Origin of the sequence: Zooshikella harenae, assembly GCF_018837975.1 — a bacterium.
GTDB classification, from domain to species: Bacteria; Pseudomonadota; Gammaproteobacteria; order Pseudomonadales; family Zooshikellaceae; genus Zooshikella; species Zooshikella harenae.
Genome location: NZ_JAGSOY010000009.1, coordinates 48,520 through 66,243, shown reverse-complemented (window position 1 = coordinate 66,243; position 17,724 = coordinate 48,520). Strand labels below are relative to the sequence as shown.

General features: G+C 41.9%; 14 protein-coding genes. 8 read left to right on the top strand and 6 right to left on the bottom strand.

Annotation, left to right across the window (positions count from 1 at the left end; translation table 11 throughout):
* Positions 1–165: 165 nt before the first annotated feature.
* Positions 166–2,022: a dihydroxy-acid dehydratase gene (gene ilvD / locus KCG35_RS06300; protein WP_215818828.1), complete on the top strand. Its 1,857-nt coding sequence runs from the start codon at positions 166–168 to the stop codon at positions 2,020–2,022.
* A gap of 95 nt (positions 2,023–2,117) precedes the next feature.
* Here the strand turns inward: ilvD and KCG35_RS06295 are convergent, their stop codons facing one another.
* Together KCG35_RS06295 and KCG35_RS06290 are read right to left on the bottom strand one after the other, a co-directional pair.
* The gene (locus KCG35_RS06295; RefSeq protein ID WP_215818827.1) at positions 2,118–2,639 is read right to left on the bottom strand and encodes a dihydrofolate reductase; all 522 of its coding nucleotides are present in this window, start codon (positions 2,637–2,639) and stop codon (positions 2,118–2,120) included.
* Positions 2,640–2,687: 48 nt separating this feature from the next.
* The gene (locus KCG35_RS06290) at positions 2,688–3,791 is read right to left on the bottom strand and encodes a hypothetical protein (RefSeq protein ID WP_215818826.1); all 1,104 of its coding nucleotides are present in this window, start codon (positions 3,789–3,791) and stop codon (positions 2,688–2,690) included.
* Between the two features lie 329 nt (positions 3,792–4,120).
* Here KCG35_RS06290 and KCG35_RS06285 point away from each other — a divergent pair, with 329 nt between their 5' ends.
* Entirely contained in the window at positions 4,121–5,059 is a 939-nt protein-coding gene (locus tag KCG35_RS06285; protein ID WP_215818825.1) for a cation diffusion facilitator family transporter, read from the top strand.
* A gap of 67 nt (positions 5,060–5,126) precedes the next feature.
* Here the strand turns inward: KCG35_RS06285 and KCG35_RS06280 are convergent, their stop codons facing one another.
* The gene (locus tag KCG35_RS06280; protein ID WP_215818824.1) at positions 5,127–7,640 is read right to left on the bottom strand and encodes a response regulator; all 2,514 of its coding nucleotides are present in this window, start codon (positions 7,638–7,640) and stop codon (positions 5,127–5,129) included.
* 360 nt (positions 7,641–8,000) lie between these two features.
* Here KCG35_RS06280 and KCG35_RS06275 point away from each other — a divergent pair, with 360 nt between their 5' ends.
* Both KCG35_RS06275 and KCG35_RS06270 read left to right on the top strand, forming a co-directional pair.
* Positions 8,001–8,282, top strand: coding sequence for a DUF427 domain-containing protein (locus KCG35_RS06275; RefSeq protein WP_215818823.1), 282 nt, complete (start codon positions 8,001–8,003; stop codon positions 8,280–8,282).
* A gap of 117 nt (positions 8,283–8,399) precedes the next feature.
* Positions 8,400–9,239, top strand: a complete 840-nt coding sequence (locus tag KCG35_RS06270) for an OmpA family protein (RefSeq protein ID WP_215818822.1) — start codon at positions 8,400–8,402, stop codon at positions 9,237–9,239.
* A gap of 81 nt (positions 9,240–9,320) precedes the next feature.
* Here the strand turns inward: KCG35_RS06270 and KCG35_RS06265 are convergent, their stop codons facing one another.
* Positions 9,321–10,199, bottom strand: coding sequence for a MurR/RpiR family transcriptional regulator (locus KCG35_RS06265; RefSeq protein ID WP_215818821.1), 879 nt, complete (start codon positions 10,197–10,199; stop codon positions 9,321–9,323).
* A 372-nt stretch (positions 10,200–10,571) separates the two neighbouring features.
* Between KCG35_RS06265 and zwf the strand changes: the two genes are divergently transcribed.
* From zwf to KCG35_RS06250, 3 genes are read left to right on the top strand one after another with little or no spacing between them, the layout of a single operon-like run.
* Positions 10,572–12,053 (top strand): glucose-6-phosphate dehydrogenase, encoded by a 1,482-nt coding sequence (zwf, locus tag KCG35_RS06260; RefSeq protein ID WP_215818820.1) that lies wholly within the window; start codon positions 10,572–10,574, stop codon positions 12,051–12,053.
* On the top strand, positions 12,037–12,780 hold the full coding sequence (pgl, locus tag KCG35_RS06255) for a 6-phosphogluconolactonase (protein WP_215818819.1): 744 nt from the start codon (positions 12,037–12,039) through the stop codon (positions 12,778–12,780). Before zwf ends, pgl begins: the two co-directional genes overlap by 17 nt.
* A 22-nt stretch (positions 12,781–12,802) precedes the next feature.
* The gene (locus tag KCG35_RS06250; protein WP_215818818.1) at positions 12,803–13,465 is read left to right on the top strand and encodes a bifunctional 4-hydroxy-2-oxoglutarate aldolase/2-dehydro-3-deoxy-phosphogluconate aldolase; all 663 of its coding nucleotides are present in this window, start codon (positions 12,803–12,805) and stop codon (positions 13,463–13,465) included.
* Between the two features lie 191 nt (positions 13,466–13,656).
* Here KCG35_RS06250 and KCG35_RS06245 read toward each other — a convergent pair whose 3' ends face one another.
* Both KCG35_RS06245 and edd read right to left on the bottom strand, forming a co-directional pair.
* On the bottom strand, positions 13,657–14,622 hold the full coding sequence (locus tag KCG35_RS06245; RefSeq protein ID WP_215818817.1) for a glucokinase: 966 nt from the start codon (positions 14,620–14,622) through the stop codon (positions 13,657–13,659).
* 104 nt (positions 14,623–14,726) lie between these two features.
* Positions 14,727–16,553, bottom strand: coding sequence for a phosphogluconate dehydratase (gene edd, locus KCG35_RS06240; RefSeq protein ID WP_215818816.1), 1,827 nt, complete (start codon positions 16,551–16,553; stop codon positions 14,727–14,729).
* 154 nt (positions 16,554–16,707) lie between these two features.
* Between edd and gap the strand changes: the two genes are divergently transcribed.
* A complete protein-coding gene (gap, locus tag KCG35_RS06235; RefSeq protein ID WP_215818815.1) occupies positions 16,708–17,712 on the top strand; it encodes a type I glyceraldehyde-3-phosphate dehydrogenase in 1,005 nt (334 codons plus the stop codon).
* Positions 17,713–17,724 lie beyond the last annotated feature (12 nt).

The window sequence follows — 17,724 nt, the reverse complement described above, 5'->3', positions numbered from 1 at the left end:
TTGGGTCATCTCTTAACAATTCACCTAAACCTACCAGTCACTCAGGCCTTTATTCACACATCACAGTTGCGTAAACTGGCTTTATAAAACTATACCCATAACGAAGGTTTTTTAATTCGTGAAGGGTAAAAATAACTATCTGTGTTGTGTAGGAGTGTATACCGAATGCCTGTTTATCGTTCGAAAACGTCAACCTATGGACGTAACATGGCTGGCGCCCGTGCACTGTGGCGTGCCACAGGAATGAAAGATGATGACTTCAACAAGCCCATTATCGCAATTGCAAATTCCTTTACTCAGTTTGTACCAGGGCATGTCCACCTCAAAGACCTTGGTCAACTTGTTGCCCGTGAAGTTGAGAAAGTGGGTGGTGTAGCTAAAGAATTTAATACGATTGCAGTCGATGACGGTATTGCTATGGGCCATGATGGTATGCTCTACAGCTTGCCTTCTAGAGAAATAATTGCCGACTCTGTTGAGTATATGTGTAATGCACACTGTGCAGATGCCCTTGTTTGCATATCCAACTGTGACAAAATCACCCCAGGCATGTTAATGGCCGCCCTTCGCCTTAATATCCCCGTGGTTTTCGTATCTGGTGGACCTATGGAGGCAGGTAAAACCAAGTTGGCAGACAAAACCATTAAGCTTGATTTAGTGGATGCCATGGTTGCTGCCGCTGACCCGACGGTAACAGACGAGCAAGCTGAAGCCTATGAACGTAGTGCCTGTCCAACCTGTGGTTCCTGCTCTGGCATGTTCACTGCCAATTCAATGAACTGTTTGATGGAAGCACTTGGTCTCTCATTACCAGGCAATGGAACTACACTCGCCACTCATACTGACCGAGAGCAGCTCTTTAAACGAGCAGGACAACTGATTGTTGAGATTACTAAGCGCTATTACGAGCAAGATGAAGCGCGCTTTCTTCCTCGTCAAATCGCGACTAAAGCAGCCTTTGAAAATGCCATGACGCTCGATATCGCCATGGGTGGCTCAACGAATACGATCCTTCACTTATTGGCAGCAGCCCAAGAAGCTGAAGTCGACTTTACAATGACCGATATTGACCGCCTCTCACGGCAAGTCCCCCATTTATGTAAAGTTGCTCCTTCCACACCTGATTACCATATTGAAGATGTTCATCGTGCTGGTGGAATCATGGCAATTTTAGGTGAGCTGGAAAAGGGGGGACTACTGCATACCAATGTCTCAACTGTACACACTCCTACCTTAGGTGATGCCCTTAATCAATGGGATATCACAAGAACACAATCTACTGATGTTCACTCCTTTTATCTGGCTGGACCTGCAGGCATTCCTACTCAGCAAGCTTTCAGTCAATCCTGTCGTTGGGATTCTTTAGATCTTGACCGCCAACACGGCTGTATCCGTAGTGTAGACCATGCCTTCAGCCAGGAAGGCGGCCTTGCTGTGCTCTTCGGAAACATTGCCGAAAATGGCTGCATTGTTAAAACAGCCGGCGTTGACCCTAGCATTTGGGTATTTGAAGGTAATGCTCGGATATTCGAAAGTCAGGATGCTGCAGTAAAAGGTATTCTGGAAGATCAAGTGCAAGCGGGCGATGTGGTAATCATTCGTTATGAAGGCCCTCAAGGTGGCCCAGGTATGCAGGAAATGCTGTACCCAACCAGCTACCTCAAATCAAAAGGTTTAGGCAAACAGTGTGCACTACTGACTGATGGTAGATTCTCTGGTGGTACTTCAGGGCTGTCTATTGGTCATGTATCCCCAGAAGCAGCAGAAGGTGGAGCCATCGCTCTGGTTGAAGACGGCGACAAGATTCTGATTGATATTCCCAATCGGGTAATATCGCTCCAAGTTGATAATGCAACTCTTGAAACACGCCGCCAAGCAATGGAGGCTAAAGGTCAACAAGCCTGGTTGCCAGCAAGTCCACGTCAACGTCGTGTATCAACAGCACTTAAGGCTTATGCCGCATTAGCAACCAGCGCTGATAAAGGAGGCGTTCGTAGCTTGGACCGCCTGAATCAACGCTAACTAAAATATTAAGCTTGTTACTACCTACCATGGGCCTCACTTTCAGGCCCATGTTTTAATCTTAACTATTTCTGATCTTGCCTATCTCAACTCAATTATGTGCTTGTTCCATCGCTAGCAGTGCGTTGCCATACCTGGTAGCTATAGTCCAGTGCCTGAAGCTCATAGTGATTAGCTTGTTCACTTACCATTTGCCACTTATCCTTAGACCATTCTGGAAAAACGGCATCACCTTCATAGTCTTTATGGATTTGAGTTAAATAAAGGCGCGTCGCTTTTGGCAGAGCCTGACGATAAATTTCCCCTCCACCAATAATGACCACTTCATCAGCACCATTGATGTAAGCGATGTTTTCTGCAAGTGTTAATGCCTCTTCTACGCTGTGAACAACCTGTACTCCTTCATGTTGGTACTCTTGATCACGCGTAATGACAATGTTACTGCGACCAGGAAGTGGACGACCCAGCGAAACGAACGTTTTACGGCCCATAATAATAGGTTTGCCCATAGTGACATGCTTGAAGTACTTTAGCTCTCCAGGAATATACCAAGGAAGTTTCCCATTAACTCCAATAACACGATTTGCCGCTAAAGCAGCAATCATTGCAACCTGCATATAGGATCTCTCAAGCGAAAATAGACAAGAAGAAAAGAACGAACACTATCAGGTGAGGGTAGAAAAGGCTACAGCCTGTTGATTCCTGTGAACATCGCTAGTCAGACTTGCTAAACGTTGCAACAATATTTTACTTGAAACAGGCCATGAAATACTTCCTGCAAGTACACCAATGCTAAACAGATAGTGTTGATAAAGTGTTTTGGGTAAACAATTAATTATTTTATCTGCCATATGACAAGCTGCTGCAGCTGGAGTTTCTGGCAGTACCATAAACACACTTCCATTTTCATCATAAAATATCCAGTCACTGGCACGAGTTACCGCACTATTAATTACGCTGGCCAACTCTGTATGGACGGACTCCACTTCGTCCTTATCAAGTTTACGTTCACCCTGAGGCGTCATCACCAGTTTGAGTAATGCTAATGGTGCGCCACTACGAGAGCTTCGCTTAACCTCAGCATTAACCACACCTGGTAAATAACCAAAGCTCACCCACCCTGTAATAGGGTGAGCCTCCGTTAAACAAAGCCGTTTTTCTGTAAGCTGTGGAGCATGTTGCTGATGAGTTAACAAACGATACTGTTTATGCTGTACCCAGAAAATAGCGACCATTCCGAACCAATATGCCAGCAACAAACCTGACAACCAGTAATTTGTTTCTCCGCCTTGAAGCCACAATGTCACTAATGGGGGAAATAACAAACAGGTTTGATAACCCATTGTCAGTAAACCACTAAACGTATACAGCACGCAGCTTGCGGAAATAAATCCTGCTGTCGCCGCCAGTAATGCAACAGCCAAGCTTTGAAAAGACAGACTAGAGAGCGCAATCGCTGTCATTCCTCCCCACAACAAACCACTAAATAAAATGCAGCAATACATACCACATACCCACGCCAAGGGGTAATGGAGATACCAACGTGTAAAATGGTGCACTAAAGAAAAACGAACGGAAGCAAGTAACACCAGGCAAACGGTCATCAATGTCGTTAGTAACGGCACTCGTTGAAGCAAATCCCCCCAAAATACAATCGCTAGCCATATAACCAGATACAGCCAGGTGCCCACCTTGGCATTCTGCACCAATACCTCGTGCTCATCTGAGTTCAGGGAAAAGGGATGCAACAATATTGTGTTGGAATTCATAACCAACCTTAAACTAGCTACTTTTCTTTTAGCTTTATCTATAACGTTTAATGTTGCAAATAAAAATAGACTCTAGAAAGCATCTCACACAAAGCGCATTAGCGATAACTATAACGCGGGTGAAGAGGAGAGTTAGCCAAATCAGCTGTAACTGAAACCCTGCTCTCAGCCAAACAGCAGTACTGCAAAATAACTTTTTTTTGCATAACATCACGCATTGAGTATTAATAAACATTACTAACAGCAAATTAACCCCTTATTCAAATTGATTTTTACAAATGACTTTTTATCATCGACCACCTCAACCGAATGTAAATGGAGAAGTTTAAATGGCATCGGGGTCCAAAAAGGTCGTCATCGCGGCATTAATCGGTAATGGGCTAGTAGCGATTACTAAGTTTGTCGCTTCCATAATGACCGGAAGCTCTGCAATGTTCTCTGAAGCCATCCACTCAATTGTGGATAGCGGTAACCAAATACTTTTGCTTTTTGGCCTTAAGCAGTCCGAAAAACCAGCCAGTGAAGACTTTCCTTTTGGGCATGGAAAAGAAGTCTACTTTTGGAGTTTTGTAGTAGCCATTTTAATTTTTTCAGCGGGAGCGGGCATATCTATTTATGAAGGCATTCACCACTTAATGGATCCAAGCCCTATAGAAAACGTATTGGTAAACTACATCGTATTAACGCTTGCCCTACTGTTTGAAGGTGGTGCATGGTACATGGCTTGGAAAGAATTCGAGCATACTCGTGGTAAAAACTCACTCTTTCAAGCCGTACATCAAGCTAAGGACCCATCTATTTTTGTGGTATTTTTCGAAGATAGTGCAGCCATTCTGGGACTTATTGTTGCGTTAATTGGCATCACCTTAGGACATCTGACGGGAAATCCACTGTATGATGGCATTGCCTCAATTTTGATTGGTTGTATTTTAGCAGGGACAGCAACTTGGCTTGCCTATGAAACTAAGAGTCTATTGATTGGTGAAAGCGCAAAACCTGCTACCCGCCAAGGTATACGTAAACTGCTCACTAACCAACCTCATGTGGAACATGTCAATGAAATTGCCACTATGCATATGGGACCTAACTTCATTCTCGCGACAATTAGTTTAGATTTTGAAGACCAAACACCTGCAGGCATCGTAGAAAAAACCATTGCTCAACTTGACTGTCAAATTAAAACGCAATACCCACTCGTCAAACGCGTTTTTATTGAAGTAAAATCTCGAAAAGATATGACGTCTGACGATAACCTTTTAAACTCATAGCTGAGCTTAGTAGCATATCCCCTTCATAGGAGGGGATATACACCTTATGTATAGCGTTAGTAGCCAATTATTGAATAGTCGAAAACTTTTCACTACACCAGTGGTTCAGCATATTAGCTAAAATATTTTGCGAAAATGGCTTGTAAATAAAGTCATCATATAATTCACAGCTAGCAATAAGCTCTCCTTGTCTATCAGTTGGCATTAAACCAATAATAGGCGTTTCATGTATCAATAAACTTTTTAGTTCGTCCACTGTAGGTACTGTACTTTTTGGTTTCAATAACGTATCCAACATAATTATGTCATAGCAAAATTGACTTGCTTGCAATATCAACTGCTCTTTACAGTCAACAGCTGTTACATTACATCCCAACTTTTTTAATAGTGTTTTAATAACCAGCTGATGTGAATAACTATCTTCAGCAATTAAGATATTAATATTGCCTGACTGCTGATCTGAATTCACCAAAACCGTTTCTGATCCATCATTTAGCATTTCTCGTGTTACTAGTACATCAGGCTCAGACAACAACACCTTACCCAGTAGTTGAAGTAATAAACGTGAACGGGCAGGTTTAAGTAAATACCCAGAAAAACCAGCTCTTTTTAAATCTTCTATATTACGTTGGTAATTAGCTGATGTAAGCATAACTAATTTGGTTTTTGCAATAACTGGATCACTTTTAATGCCCCTGCCTAACATTTCTCCATCCATTGCAGGCATCTTATAGTCCAATAATGCAATATCGTAGGGATGTTTACTTAAAGCGTGCTGAGTGATCTTTTCCAGGGCTTCTGTTGCCGTTTTAGCAATATCACATACCATCCCCCATCTACTCAACAACCGTTCCAAAAGTTCACAGTTTTCTGTAACATCATCAACAATTAGAACACGAACGCCCTGCAAATCGACTTTATTTTTAACTTTGACAGGCACACCTGGAGCCAAAGGTAGACATAATTTAATAGCCACTTCACCATGTTTAGTTTCAGTCAGCTCACCCTGCAGCTGCTTCACTAGCTCACACGCAACAGCCAAATAAAGATTTGGCATTTGTTTTTCTACACTACATACTCCCGCATCAATTTTTTTAATCTGATCACTGTTGTAAACCTTAATTAATAGTGTTACACAGTCAACTTGTTGATTAAGTAACTGGGTGTTGATGCATATTTCTCTGCGTTTTCCAAAACAATGTAACGCTATAGCAACATTATAGATTACCTGCTGAATTCTTTTGGAATCCCCTTTGACCGGCCCAGGAATATCATCTGCATATACAATTGACACCGAAACTGCCTGTTCGTTTATCCTATAAGTCAATTGATCAGCTACCGTTTCAATCACTTGATAAAAATCAAACTCAACATGATTTATATTTATTTGCCCTGCTTTTATTTTTCCATAATCTATCACTTCAGAAGCAAGTCTATATAATTTTTCACTGGCAAAACAAATAGCTTTAACTGACATTTTTTCTAGTTGCTCTAATTTATTTTCTTCCAGCAAAGAAGTCATGGCCATTATATTATTAACCGGCTCTTTTATTTCTTGACCAAGATTAAGTAAAAGATCTGCTTCATTCTTTTGATGTTCTTTCACTGACTGGCAAATCGAACTAAGTTGTAACTTAGATTTTTGTAATTTTTTATTAGACTGCCAAAGCTGAATATTTTCACGCCCCTTATCATTCAATATTTTTTTAACTGTCTTTATTTTATATATCGCCTCCATGAAGGCGCCTATTAAAGGAATAATAAACGCCGTCGTAATCAACAATTTGGCGATAATGTGATGCTGATGGTAAGAAACCACACTTCCAAAAGCAATATGCAACTGCGCACTAAAAACAGGAAAAAGAAATAACAGCACACTTTGCACAAAAAAACTTCGCTTACGTTCTCTGATATAGTTTATTAAAAGAACACCACCAATAATACACAAAATCGCAGGTGCTAATTCAATGATAATATTGAGTACGGCCGCCCCAACCTCAGAGCGCACGGTCGTTCTATTAGAATCAACATACCCCTGCTGCAGTATCGCGCCAATATAAGAGACCAATATGGCGTATAACACTACTAATAACCAGTGGCTACGATTGTTTGGTATCCATTTAACGATCATTAACGTAAAAATAATGATAGATAACGCGTGAACTTTCCCAATAGCCCACGCGATATTAAATAACTTATCTGTTAACTGACCATGGAGTAGAGACACCTTGTAATCAAAAAAAACATCCACAACAGCTATACAAACAAGTGCCAAAGCAAAAGTTAATTTAGTCGAAATATTCTCTAATGAACTAAGCAGACATATTACTGAAAACATCAGCAAAGCACATAGTAAAGCAACCCAAGAAAGTGCAAAATGCCCAGTATGCTCTCCAAAACTGCTGAGCCATTCAAAAAAAGTCGAACTTACAAAACCTGTAGTAAATCCTTTACTCACAGTAAATAATAATAAAAGTGGTAAAAATGAATATCCAATGACACTAAGTGAAAACCATAGGTTTACATAACGACTTGTCGTCCATCTAGAAGTTAAAAAAGAGCGATATTTAACATCATTCATCCACACTGCTTGATCCCTTTTGGTTGAGCTGTCCCAATTTTCAATTTTATTATGATTATATTTCATATTATAAAAGCATAAGCTTTATATAGCTTGTCAATATCCACACAAGCATATTCACTATACAGTAACACAGCTCAATAAAGGAGTCAGTGTTTCAACAAGAAACTGAATTCCCAAATATTAAAGGGTGTAATGTAACCAACCCTCTCTGTAAAGAGGAGTAAACAGCGTTAAAAGCCTTATTAAAAACAACTGAATTTTAAAAAAATTCAGTTAAAGATGTTAGTTTACTTTCACAATAATTGGCATACCTCAAGTAGAGTATATTGTGCAATGTAAATTGGTGGGAGCGAATTTATGAAAGCCGTGTGGAATGGTGCTACACTGGCAGAAAGCAATGAAACAATCATCGTTGAAGGTAATCACTACTTTCCGCCTTCATCAGTTAACAACGGATTCTTCACTGCAAGCCATACACAAATGGATTGTCCATGGAAAGGAGTAGCCCATTATTTTCACATAAAAGTCGAAGATAAAATAAATGAAGATGCTGCTTGGTCATACCCCAATCCTAGGCCTGCAGCCAAAAAAATTAAACATTATATTGCCTTTTGGCATGGCGTAGTAATCACACGTTAATCACTAAACCTAGATAATGCTAATGTTAGTGTCACGTTATTGCGGCAAACTAATAAACCTTATCTATACTGGTCATGAACCCAGATAGCAGAAACCATGATAATAATGGAGAAAAAAATGAAACCATCCGTAAAAAGCAGGATGCTAGGACTCTTTGTTTTTTTACCTATATTTCTTACTGGCTGTGCAACAAATGGTCCGTGGCACGAAGACTGGCGTAATTGTGCACTCGTAGGCGGTGGCTTGGGGGCCGTTGCAGGTTCATCAGCAGATGATGGTGAAGCAGCAGCAGTAGGAGCACTTGGTGGCGCATTATTAGGGGGATTTTTCTGCTCAATGATTGAGCACGATACAGATGATGATGGTGTTGTTGATAGTAAAGATAAATGTCCAGCAACACCACGCGGCGTTAAAGTAGACTACAATGGTTGCCCAATTGATTCAGATAATGATGGGGTTCCTGATTATCGTGACCAGTGTCCAAACACACCATTAAATACTCAGGTCGATAATAGAGGCTGTACATTAGATTCAGACAATGATGGCGTAGCGAACATGAAGGATCATTGTCCAAATACACCTCCTGGCGTAAAAGTTAATGCCATTGGCTGCTCAGAGGCTCTTGCTCTTGAAGGTGTTCAGTTTGAGTTTAATTCCGCTAGATTAACAAGTACCTCTCATGAGTATCTATCGAAAGTTGCAGATAAACTCCGCTTACACAAAAATACTAAATTAGAAGTTTCTGGCCATACTGATAATGTTGGCAGTAATCGCTACAATATGCGCCTTTCACAGCGTCGTGCAGAAGCCGTACGTAATTTCCTTGTTTCTCGTGGAGTCAACAGCAACAACCTTAGCGCTGTAGGCTATGGCGAAGAAAAACCAATTACCAGTAACAGTACAGAAGCTGGCCGAGCAATGAATCGTCGTGTCGAGCTCAATGTCGTAGATCATTAATAAACAATAAGCGTAAAAAAACACCCATCACATGATGGGTGTTTTTTTACAAAATGAATCATCTGTAGATTATTACTAATATTAACTCTTGATTGGTAATGCGGGTAATCGACTAGCTTGCAAACTCTCTTTGATACGTTTCAAGTGCTTTTGAAAATCAACACCACGCTTCAGTGTTACCCCTGTAGCCAAAACATCCAATACCGTTAAGTGAATTATACGAGAAGACATTGGCATATATATATCAGTATCTTCTTGAACGATTACATCAATCGTTAACGAACATTCCTTAGCCAAGTATGAGTTTGGCGCAGTGATGCCAATTACTGTTGCCCCACTTTCCCGAGCAATTTTTGCAATCTCAACCAACTCTCGAGTTCTGCCCGTATAGGAAATGATAACAATGACATCCCCTGTGTTGGCTACAGAAGCCATCATACGCATCATCAATACATCATCATAAGCCATAACCGGAATATTAAAACGGAAAAACTTATGCTGAGCATCCATGGCAACAGGGCCTGAAGCACCAAGCCCTAAAAAACTGATCTGCTTGGCTTGAATCAAAAAATCCACAGCCCGATTAATCACAGATGCATCCATAGACTGAAGTGCTGCATCCAGACAGGCCATATTCGTCGTAAAAATTTTCTGTGTATACTCTTCAGCCGTATCATCAATTTCTACACTACGACTAACATAAGGGGTACCACTGGCCAGGCTTTGGGCCAATTGCAACTTAAAATCTGGGTAACCTTTTGCATCAAAGCTGCGACAAAAACGGTTAACAGTAGGCTCACTGACACTTGCTGCCTGAGCAAGTGCAGCAATACTATAACGCGTAGCGGATTGTGGATCTTTCAAAATGACATCAGCCACTTTGCGTTCAGAACGATTCAAATGTTCAAGGTTTTCGCGTATCCGCTCTATAAGATTGGATGACTGACTGGGTAAGGCCATAAGCAAATACAGATTTTGTTTAATTTACTAAATACTAGATGCTCCATCACACAAACGACAGCAAACCTAATCACTCAAATTTCAAATGAAAACTCAGTTAAAGCAAGCAAACCATAGGGGACTGCAGCATAATTGAGCTATAACACTGTCAACAATCAGGCAATGGATATGAATGCGGCTATGATAGCTTGAAGCCTATGCTTAAGCTACCTAACAATCGCCAATGAAGGGTAATTAAACCACAACATGCCAATATGTAGTAAACTTTACAAAATTATTTGCAAAACAACCATTCAATAGCTAACATTTGATCACTTTTGTAATTTTATAACCACATATCAAGTTACAAGTTACCGCAAACAGGTTGAGTTCATGTCCACAGTAGCCAAAACAAAATGTGATATCGCACTTTTTGGCGCCCAAGGTGACTTGGCACTACGTAAACTCTTTCCTGCGCTTTATCAGCTCGATAAAGCAAACCTGCTAGCCCCTCAGTTAAGAATACTTGGTTTAGCCCGCTCTCCGATTGATCAGGAAAATTTCTTAGAGACCGTTCGCATTCACCTACGCAAATTTACACCCACGAGCGAAATAGATGAGACTGTTCTCGCCCGCTTTCTTTCAAGACTGTTTTATTTCCGAATTGATTTTACTGATAGCACAGCTTATCAAGCGCTTCACCAAAAGCTGAGTGAAACCGATAACCCTTTAATTTGTTACTTTGCAACACCCGCTGCTATCTATGGTGAAATTTGCAAAAACCTCCATAACGCAGGCAGCATTAATAAACAAACACGTATCGTATTAGAAAAGCCAATTGGTTATGACCTAGCATCCTCTAAAACGATTAACGATGCCGTAGCAAAGTACTTTACTGAAGAGCAGGTTTACCGAATTGATCACTATCTTGGGAAAGAAACCGTTCAAAACCTAATTGCACTACGATTTGCAAATAGTTTATTTGGCTCTCAGTGGGATCATAATCATATTGATCATATTGAAATCACTGTTGCAGAAACAATAGGCATTGAGCACCGCTGGGGATACTTTGACCGTGCGGGTCAGTTACGCGATATGGTACAAAACCACTTGCTGCAATTATTGTGTTTAATTGCAATGGACCCGCCGAATGATTTAAGTGCTGACAGCATTCGCGATGAGAAAGTGAAAGTACTTAAAGCACTCAAGCCCATTGATACACACTCGCTAAACCACCACGTCATTAGAGGACAATATTGCGCAGGCAGTGTCCAAGGCGAACCTGTTCCAGGTTATTTAGACGAATCTGATAGCCAAAACGCTCAAAGTTGTACAGAAACATTTGTAGCTATCAAAGCACAAATTTGTAACTGGCGATGGGCAAATGTGCCTTTTTATCTAAGAACGGGAAAGCGTATGGCAGAAAAGCTTTCTCAAATCATTATTCATTTCAAAAGGCCACCCCATTACATTTTTGCCCCTGAGCAACGCGATATTGTTGAAAATAAACTCATTATTAGACTGCAACCTGATGAAGGTATTTCTCTTCAAGTTTTGACTAAAGATCAAGGCCTGGAAAAAGGAATGCGATTAAAACCAGGCCCACTCAAGCTTAATTTTTCAGATACATTCCATACCCAACGTATTCCAGATGCCTATGAACGACTGTTTTTAGAGGTTATGCAAGGCAGCCAATACTTATTTGTTCGCCGTGATGAAATTGAGTACGCCTGGGTATGGTGTGATCAAATTATCAATGGTTGGCTGAGCCAAAATGCTCGCCCACAAAAGTATCCCGCAGGCTCCTGGGGCCCTATTTCTTCAATAGCAATGATTACCCTTGATGGAAAGTCCTGGCATGAAGACTCCGTTTGAACAAGTACTTACAGACGTGACAGCCAAGCTGCAGCATCCCTTGCTTAGCTTCAGTGATAGTGAAAAGCTGGTCATCGCGTTGACTGATACCATCTCAGATACTTTGCAAATGAGCTTAAACGCTCGTAATCAGGCAACACTTGTTGTATCTGGTGGCAGCACCCCCATTCCATTGTTTAAGAAACTTGCTGCCTACGATCTAAACTGGGCCAATGTGAATGTCACCTTAGCAGATGAACGTTGGGTTGATGAAAACCATGATGATAGTAATACTCAACTGGTTAAAACACAGCTACTACAAAAAAGGGCTTCAGCTGCCAGGTTTATCGGCTTAAAAACACCGGCAGTTGATATCGATAGTGGACTGGATTCTTGCTCAACAGCACTGAAGCAGCTACCACAACCTTTTGATGTGGTTATTTTAGGTATGGGTAATGATGGTCATACTGCTTCACTTTTTCCAAATACCACCACGCTGAAAGAAGGACTTAGCCCAGCAACAGATAAACTTTGTCTGTCATGCCAACCGCCTACAGCACCTCATCAACGTATTACGTTGACATACCCGCTACTGTCCAGCGCTAAACAGGTGATACTGCATATTGCTGGAGAAGACAAACTGCTTACATTACAAAAAGCGTTAGCAGCTAAAAATCAAGCTGATATGCCTATTCGTGCATTTTTACAAGATCCATCCATTAATTTTGTTGTTTATTGGAGTCCTTAAGCTCATGCGCTCAGGATCAAACATGGCAAACTTAACACTGGCAACGCAGGTGACCGAGCAGATAGATACGATCTGTCAACAATCGCCCATAATGCCAGTGATTACTATTAATGACATTTCCGAAGCGCTGCCACTTGCTACTGCACTCCTCGATGGTGGTATTTCAATATTGGAAATCACCCTGAGAACGCAAACAGGTTTAGATGCTATCAACGTTATTCGTAAAGCACTTCCTGAAGCCATTGTTGGTGCTGGTACCGTAACCAATCCAACTATGTTAAACGCTGTAGCTGATGCAGGCGCTCAGTTTGCTATTAGTCCAGGTTTAACCCAGGAACTGTTACTGGCTGGCATTGACTCAACAATCCCTTTACTACCAGGCATAGCAACACCTTCTGAACTTATGCAAGGACGGCAACTAGGATATCAGCGTTTTAAATTTTTCCCCGCTGCTGCAGCAGGTGGTATTCCGGCTCTAAAAGCCCTGGCTGGCCCCTTTAATGATGTACAGTTTTGTCCGACAGGTGGCATTAATGCTGATAATGCGAGTAAATACCTCGCATTACCCAATGTTATGTGTGTGGGTGGATCATGGGTTGTTCCAAGTGATGCCGTTCGTAACAAAGACTGGCAGCGAATTACTGAACTCTGCAAACTGAGTATTCAGACGCTAAAACAAAGTTAATTGTTTTCATCGTTATTCAGCTGTCCTCTGAATAACGTGTCTCCTTCCCATTAATGGGAAACTGCTCTAGGACAAGTGTTGTTTAACACTACTCTTGGCATTTTAACTCCGCTTTATGCGGAGTTTTTTTTATCTTATAAATTTAAATAGCGCTTTTTGTACACCCTGTACTAAACCATTAAACAGCACGATTAACCCAACCTTTCTGAAGAAAGCAAGCCCTGAGTAGCACCTAATAAACCAGGATATTCAGCGAGTACAAGGTATGTAGGGACTGCACTTAGGTATTCTCTAAACCGTCCTTTTTCAATAAATGCATTTCTAAACCCACTCTGCACAAAGTACGCTTTAAATCTAGGAATGATCCCTCCAGCAATATAAACACCACCCAGTGCACCAATAGTAAGTGCAGCATTGCCTGCAACAGAACCTAAAATCTCAGAAAACAAATCCAGTGTTTGAGAGGCTATTTTATCTGAACCTTTACAACCCGCTGTTGTGATATGAGATGGATCAACCACTGAAGCCTGTTGCCCTGAAACGGCTGCCAGGGCTTGATATAAATTGGCCAAACCACTTCCTGACAGTATTCGCTCAACAGAAACATGCTCAAAACACCTATGCAAATACCGCCAAACTTCAACCTCTAACTCATTTCGAGGAGCAAAATCGACATGCCCTCCTTCTGTAGGAATAGGCAGCCAACCCTGCTGTGTTCTCACCAGGCCAGCAACCCCCATTCCTGTTCCTGGTCCCAACACCAGCTTAGGTTTATCATCAACAACTTTTCCCTCTCCAACCTGACAGAGATCCTCAGAGGGCAGCACCGGCAAAGCAAGGGCGAGTGCAGTAAAATCATTAATAACACGAAGCTGCTGTAATCCTAAACTGGCTTTCAATGTCTGCTTATCAAAGTGCCAATGATTATTAGTCATATGGACTTGAGCATTATGAACTGGGCAAGCAAAAGCAAGACAAGCTTTATCAGGTGAGGCACTTTGCTGAGCTAAGTAATGAGTTATCGCTTGGTCAATATTGTCATAATCTTTACAAGCTAAAACTTGAATCTGCTGCAACGATTGCGTTGTTAAATCAAACAATGCGAAACGGGCATTGGTCCCGCCAATATCCCCCACTAATGCAACTTGAGATGACACTGCTACCTCCTCACTACTATATATTCATTCATCAACAGTATGCTCAACCAATTACAACATAAAGCCAGATCTTTTTATTTTATACGCAAAGTGAAGGATAAAAATTATTTACCTTCATTAGCAAAATCAAAAACCGTTGCTCCTAATTCTGCACCACCCACCACCTGTCGCATTTGAGCAAATAGTTCTCGTCCCATTCCATGATGAAAATCAGATAAGTCTGCAACAACTGGTATGCGCTGTTGCCACTCCTCTGTAGAAACCTTAACCGTTAACTCACCCAGCTCTGCATCCAAACAAACAATATCACCATTTTTTAACTTAGCTAGCGGCCCTCCTTGTGCAGCTTCAGGATATACATGAATAGCTGCAGGCACTTTCCCTGAAGCACCAGACATACGACCATCAGTGACAAGTGCTACTTTATAACCTTTGTCTTGTAATACACCTAAAAATGGCGTTAATTTGTGTAGCTCAGGCATTCCTGTTGCCTGCGGTCCCTGAAAGCGAACAACAATGATATAATCCTGGTTCAGCTCACCACGCTGAAAGGCTTCAGCCATAGCTTCCTGACTATGAAAAATAATGGCTGGCGCTTCAACGACTTGATGCTCTTTAGCAACCGCAGATACTTTGATCACACCACGACCCAGATTACCCTTCAGTAGCCGTAAGCCTCCTTCTGCACTAAAAGGCTCACTCGCAGACCTCAATACATCAAGGTCATGAGATTCCTCAGGCCCTGAACGCCAGATAAGTTTGTTGCTTTGCAAGATAGGCTCTTGTGTGTATGCATCTAACCCTTTACCAATGACTGTATCCACATCGTTATGAAGTAGGCCAGATTGTAAAAGGGTGCGAATTAAAAATGCCATGCCACCTGCCGCTTGAAAATGGTTGATATCTGCCTGTCCATTTGGATATATTCGCGTTAACAAAGGAACAACTGTCGATAGCTCAGCAAAATCATCCCAGGTAATCTGTATACCTGCCGCTCGAGCAATTGCTACTAAATGCATGGTGTGATTGGTGGAACCACCTGTTGCTAATAAGGCGACAACTGCATTTATAACCGACTTTTCTGAAACGACCTTCCACATAGGTGTGTAATTTTCCGTCAAAGCAGTGAGTCGCGTCACCTGACGAGCAGCTTCACGAGTCAACTCATCACGCAATGAGGTCTCAGGGTTAACAAATGATGCGCCAGGTAAATGCAAACCCATGATCTCGATCAATAACTGATTACTATTTGCTGTGCCATAAAATGTGCAGGTACCAGAAGAGTGGTAAGATTTAGATTCCGCTTCAAGCAGCGCTTCACGACCAACCTTGCCTTCTGCGTAAAGTTGACGCACTCGGGCTTTTTCCTTGTTTGGTAACCCTGATGGCATTGGTCCTGCTGGCACAAAGATGCAAGGCAGATGACCAAAGCTTAATGCGCCAATCAAAAGCCCAGGCACAATTTTATCGCAGACGCCAAGGCAAAGGGTCGCGTCAAACATGTTGTGAGAGAGTGATATCGCAGTTGCCATCGCAATCACATCTCGACTGAAGAGGCTAAGCTCCATGCCTGGTTGCCCTTGAGTAACACCGTCACACATCGCAGGTACACCACCCGCGAACTGTGCAACGGACCCAAGCTCTCGAACGGCTTCTTTAATAAGGGCAGGGTATTTTTCCAGCGGCTGATGCGCAGATAGCATATCATTATATGCTGAGACTATAGCTACATCAGCTTGTGTTGAGAGCTTAAGAATTTGTTTATCCTGCGGCTGGCAAGCAGCATAACCATGAGCTAAGTTTCCGCATGAGAGTGTGGAACGCTGAGGACCTTGCTTTGCAGCTTGCTGCATCCGCTCGATGTAGGCTTTACGGCTTGCAGAACTTCGGGCAATGACCCGTTGAGTAACGCTTGCGATTGTAGGGTGCATTACGCTTCCTCATCAGTCAAAAGTAAGATAACGTTTTCAAATGGTAATATTACATAACTTATCACGGATTTCTCAGTAGTATTTATTGTCGAAAGCCCATTTTATTTGTAATATTACCAACATAATATAGCAGTCTTTGTAGGAGGATTCTTCCATGACCATTCGTGTTGGTATTAACGGTTACGGTCGCATTGGTCGCAACGTGCTTCGTGCTCTTTATGAGAACGGCTACCGCGATCGTATTCAAGTTGTTGCTATCAACGACTTAGGTGATGCTGAAATTAATGCTCACTTAACTCGTTATGACACCGTACATGGCCGCTTCCAAGGCGAAGTTCGTACTGAAGGCAGCACAATGGTTGTCAATGGTGACGAAATCCGCATTACTTCTGAGCGTGACCCATCTAAGCTTGATTGGGGTTCTCTAAATGTAGACGTTGTTTATGAGTGTACAGGTATCTTCACTAGCCGTGAAAAAGCCAGTGCTCACCTTGCTGCAGGCGCTAAAAAAGTCATTATTTCTGCACCAGGCTCTAACGTTGACGCTACTGTTGTATATGGTGTTAACGACAACGTACTACGCCAATCTCATGAAATCATTTCAAACGCTTCATGTACTACTAACTGTTTAGCACCAGTTGCTAAAGCACTGAACGATACAGTAGGTATTGACAGCGGTTTGATGACAACTATCCACGCTTATACTAACGATCAAAATCTATCTGACGTATACCACAGCGATATGTATCGTGCTCGTGCAGCTACTATGTCTATGATCCCAACTAAGACTGGTGCAGCCGCTGCAGTAGGCCTAGTATTACCTGAGCTGAATGGTAAGTTGGATGGTATGGCTGTTCGTGTACCAACAATCAACGTTTCTTTGGTAGACCTCAACTTTGTTGCTAAGCGTGAAACTAGCGTTGAAGAAATCAACGAAATTATGAAGAAAGCTGCCGATGCATCTCCAGTTTTGGCATACAACATTGAAAAACTGGTTTCTATCGACTTTAACCACAGCACTGTTTCTTCTACGTTTGATGCAACTCAAACACGCGTTAATGGTAACCTAGTTAAAGTTATGGCCTGGTACGACAACGAGTGGGGCTTCTCAAACCGTATGCTCGATAACACCATCGCATTAATTAATGCACCTGCATAAGCGTAGGAGCAT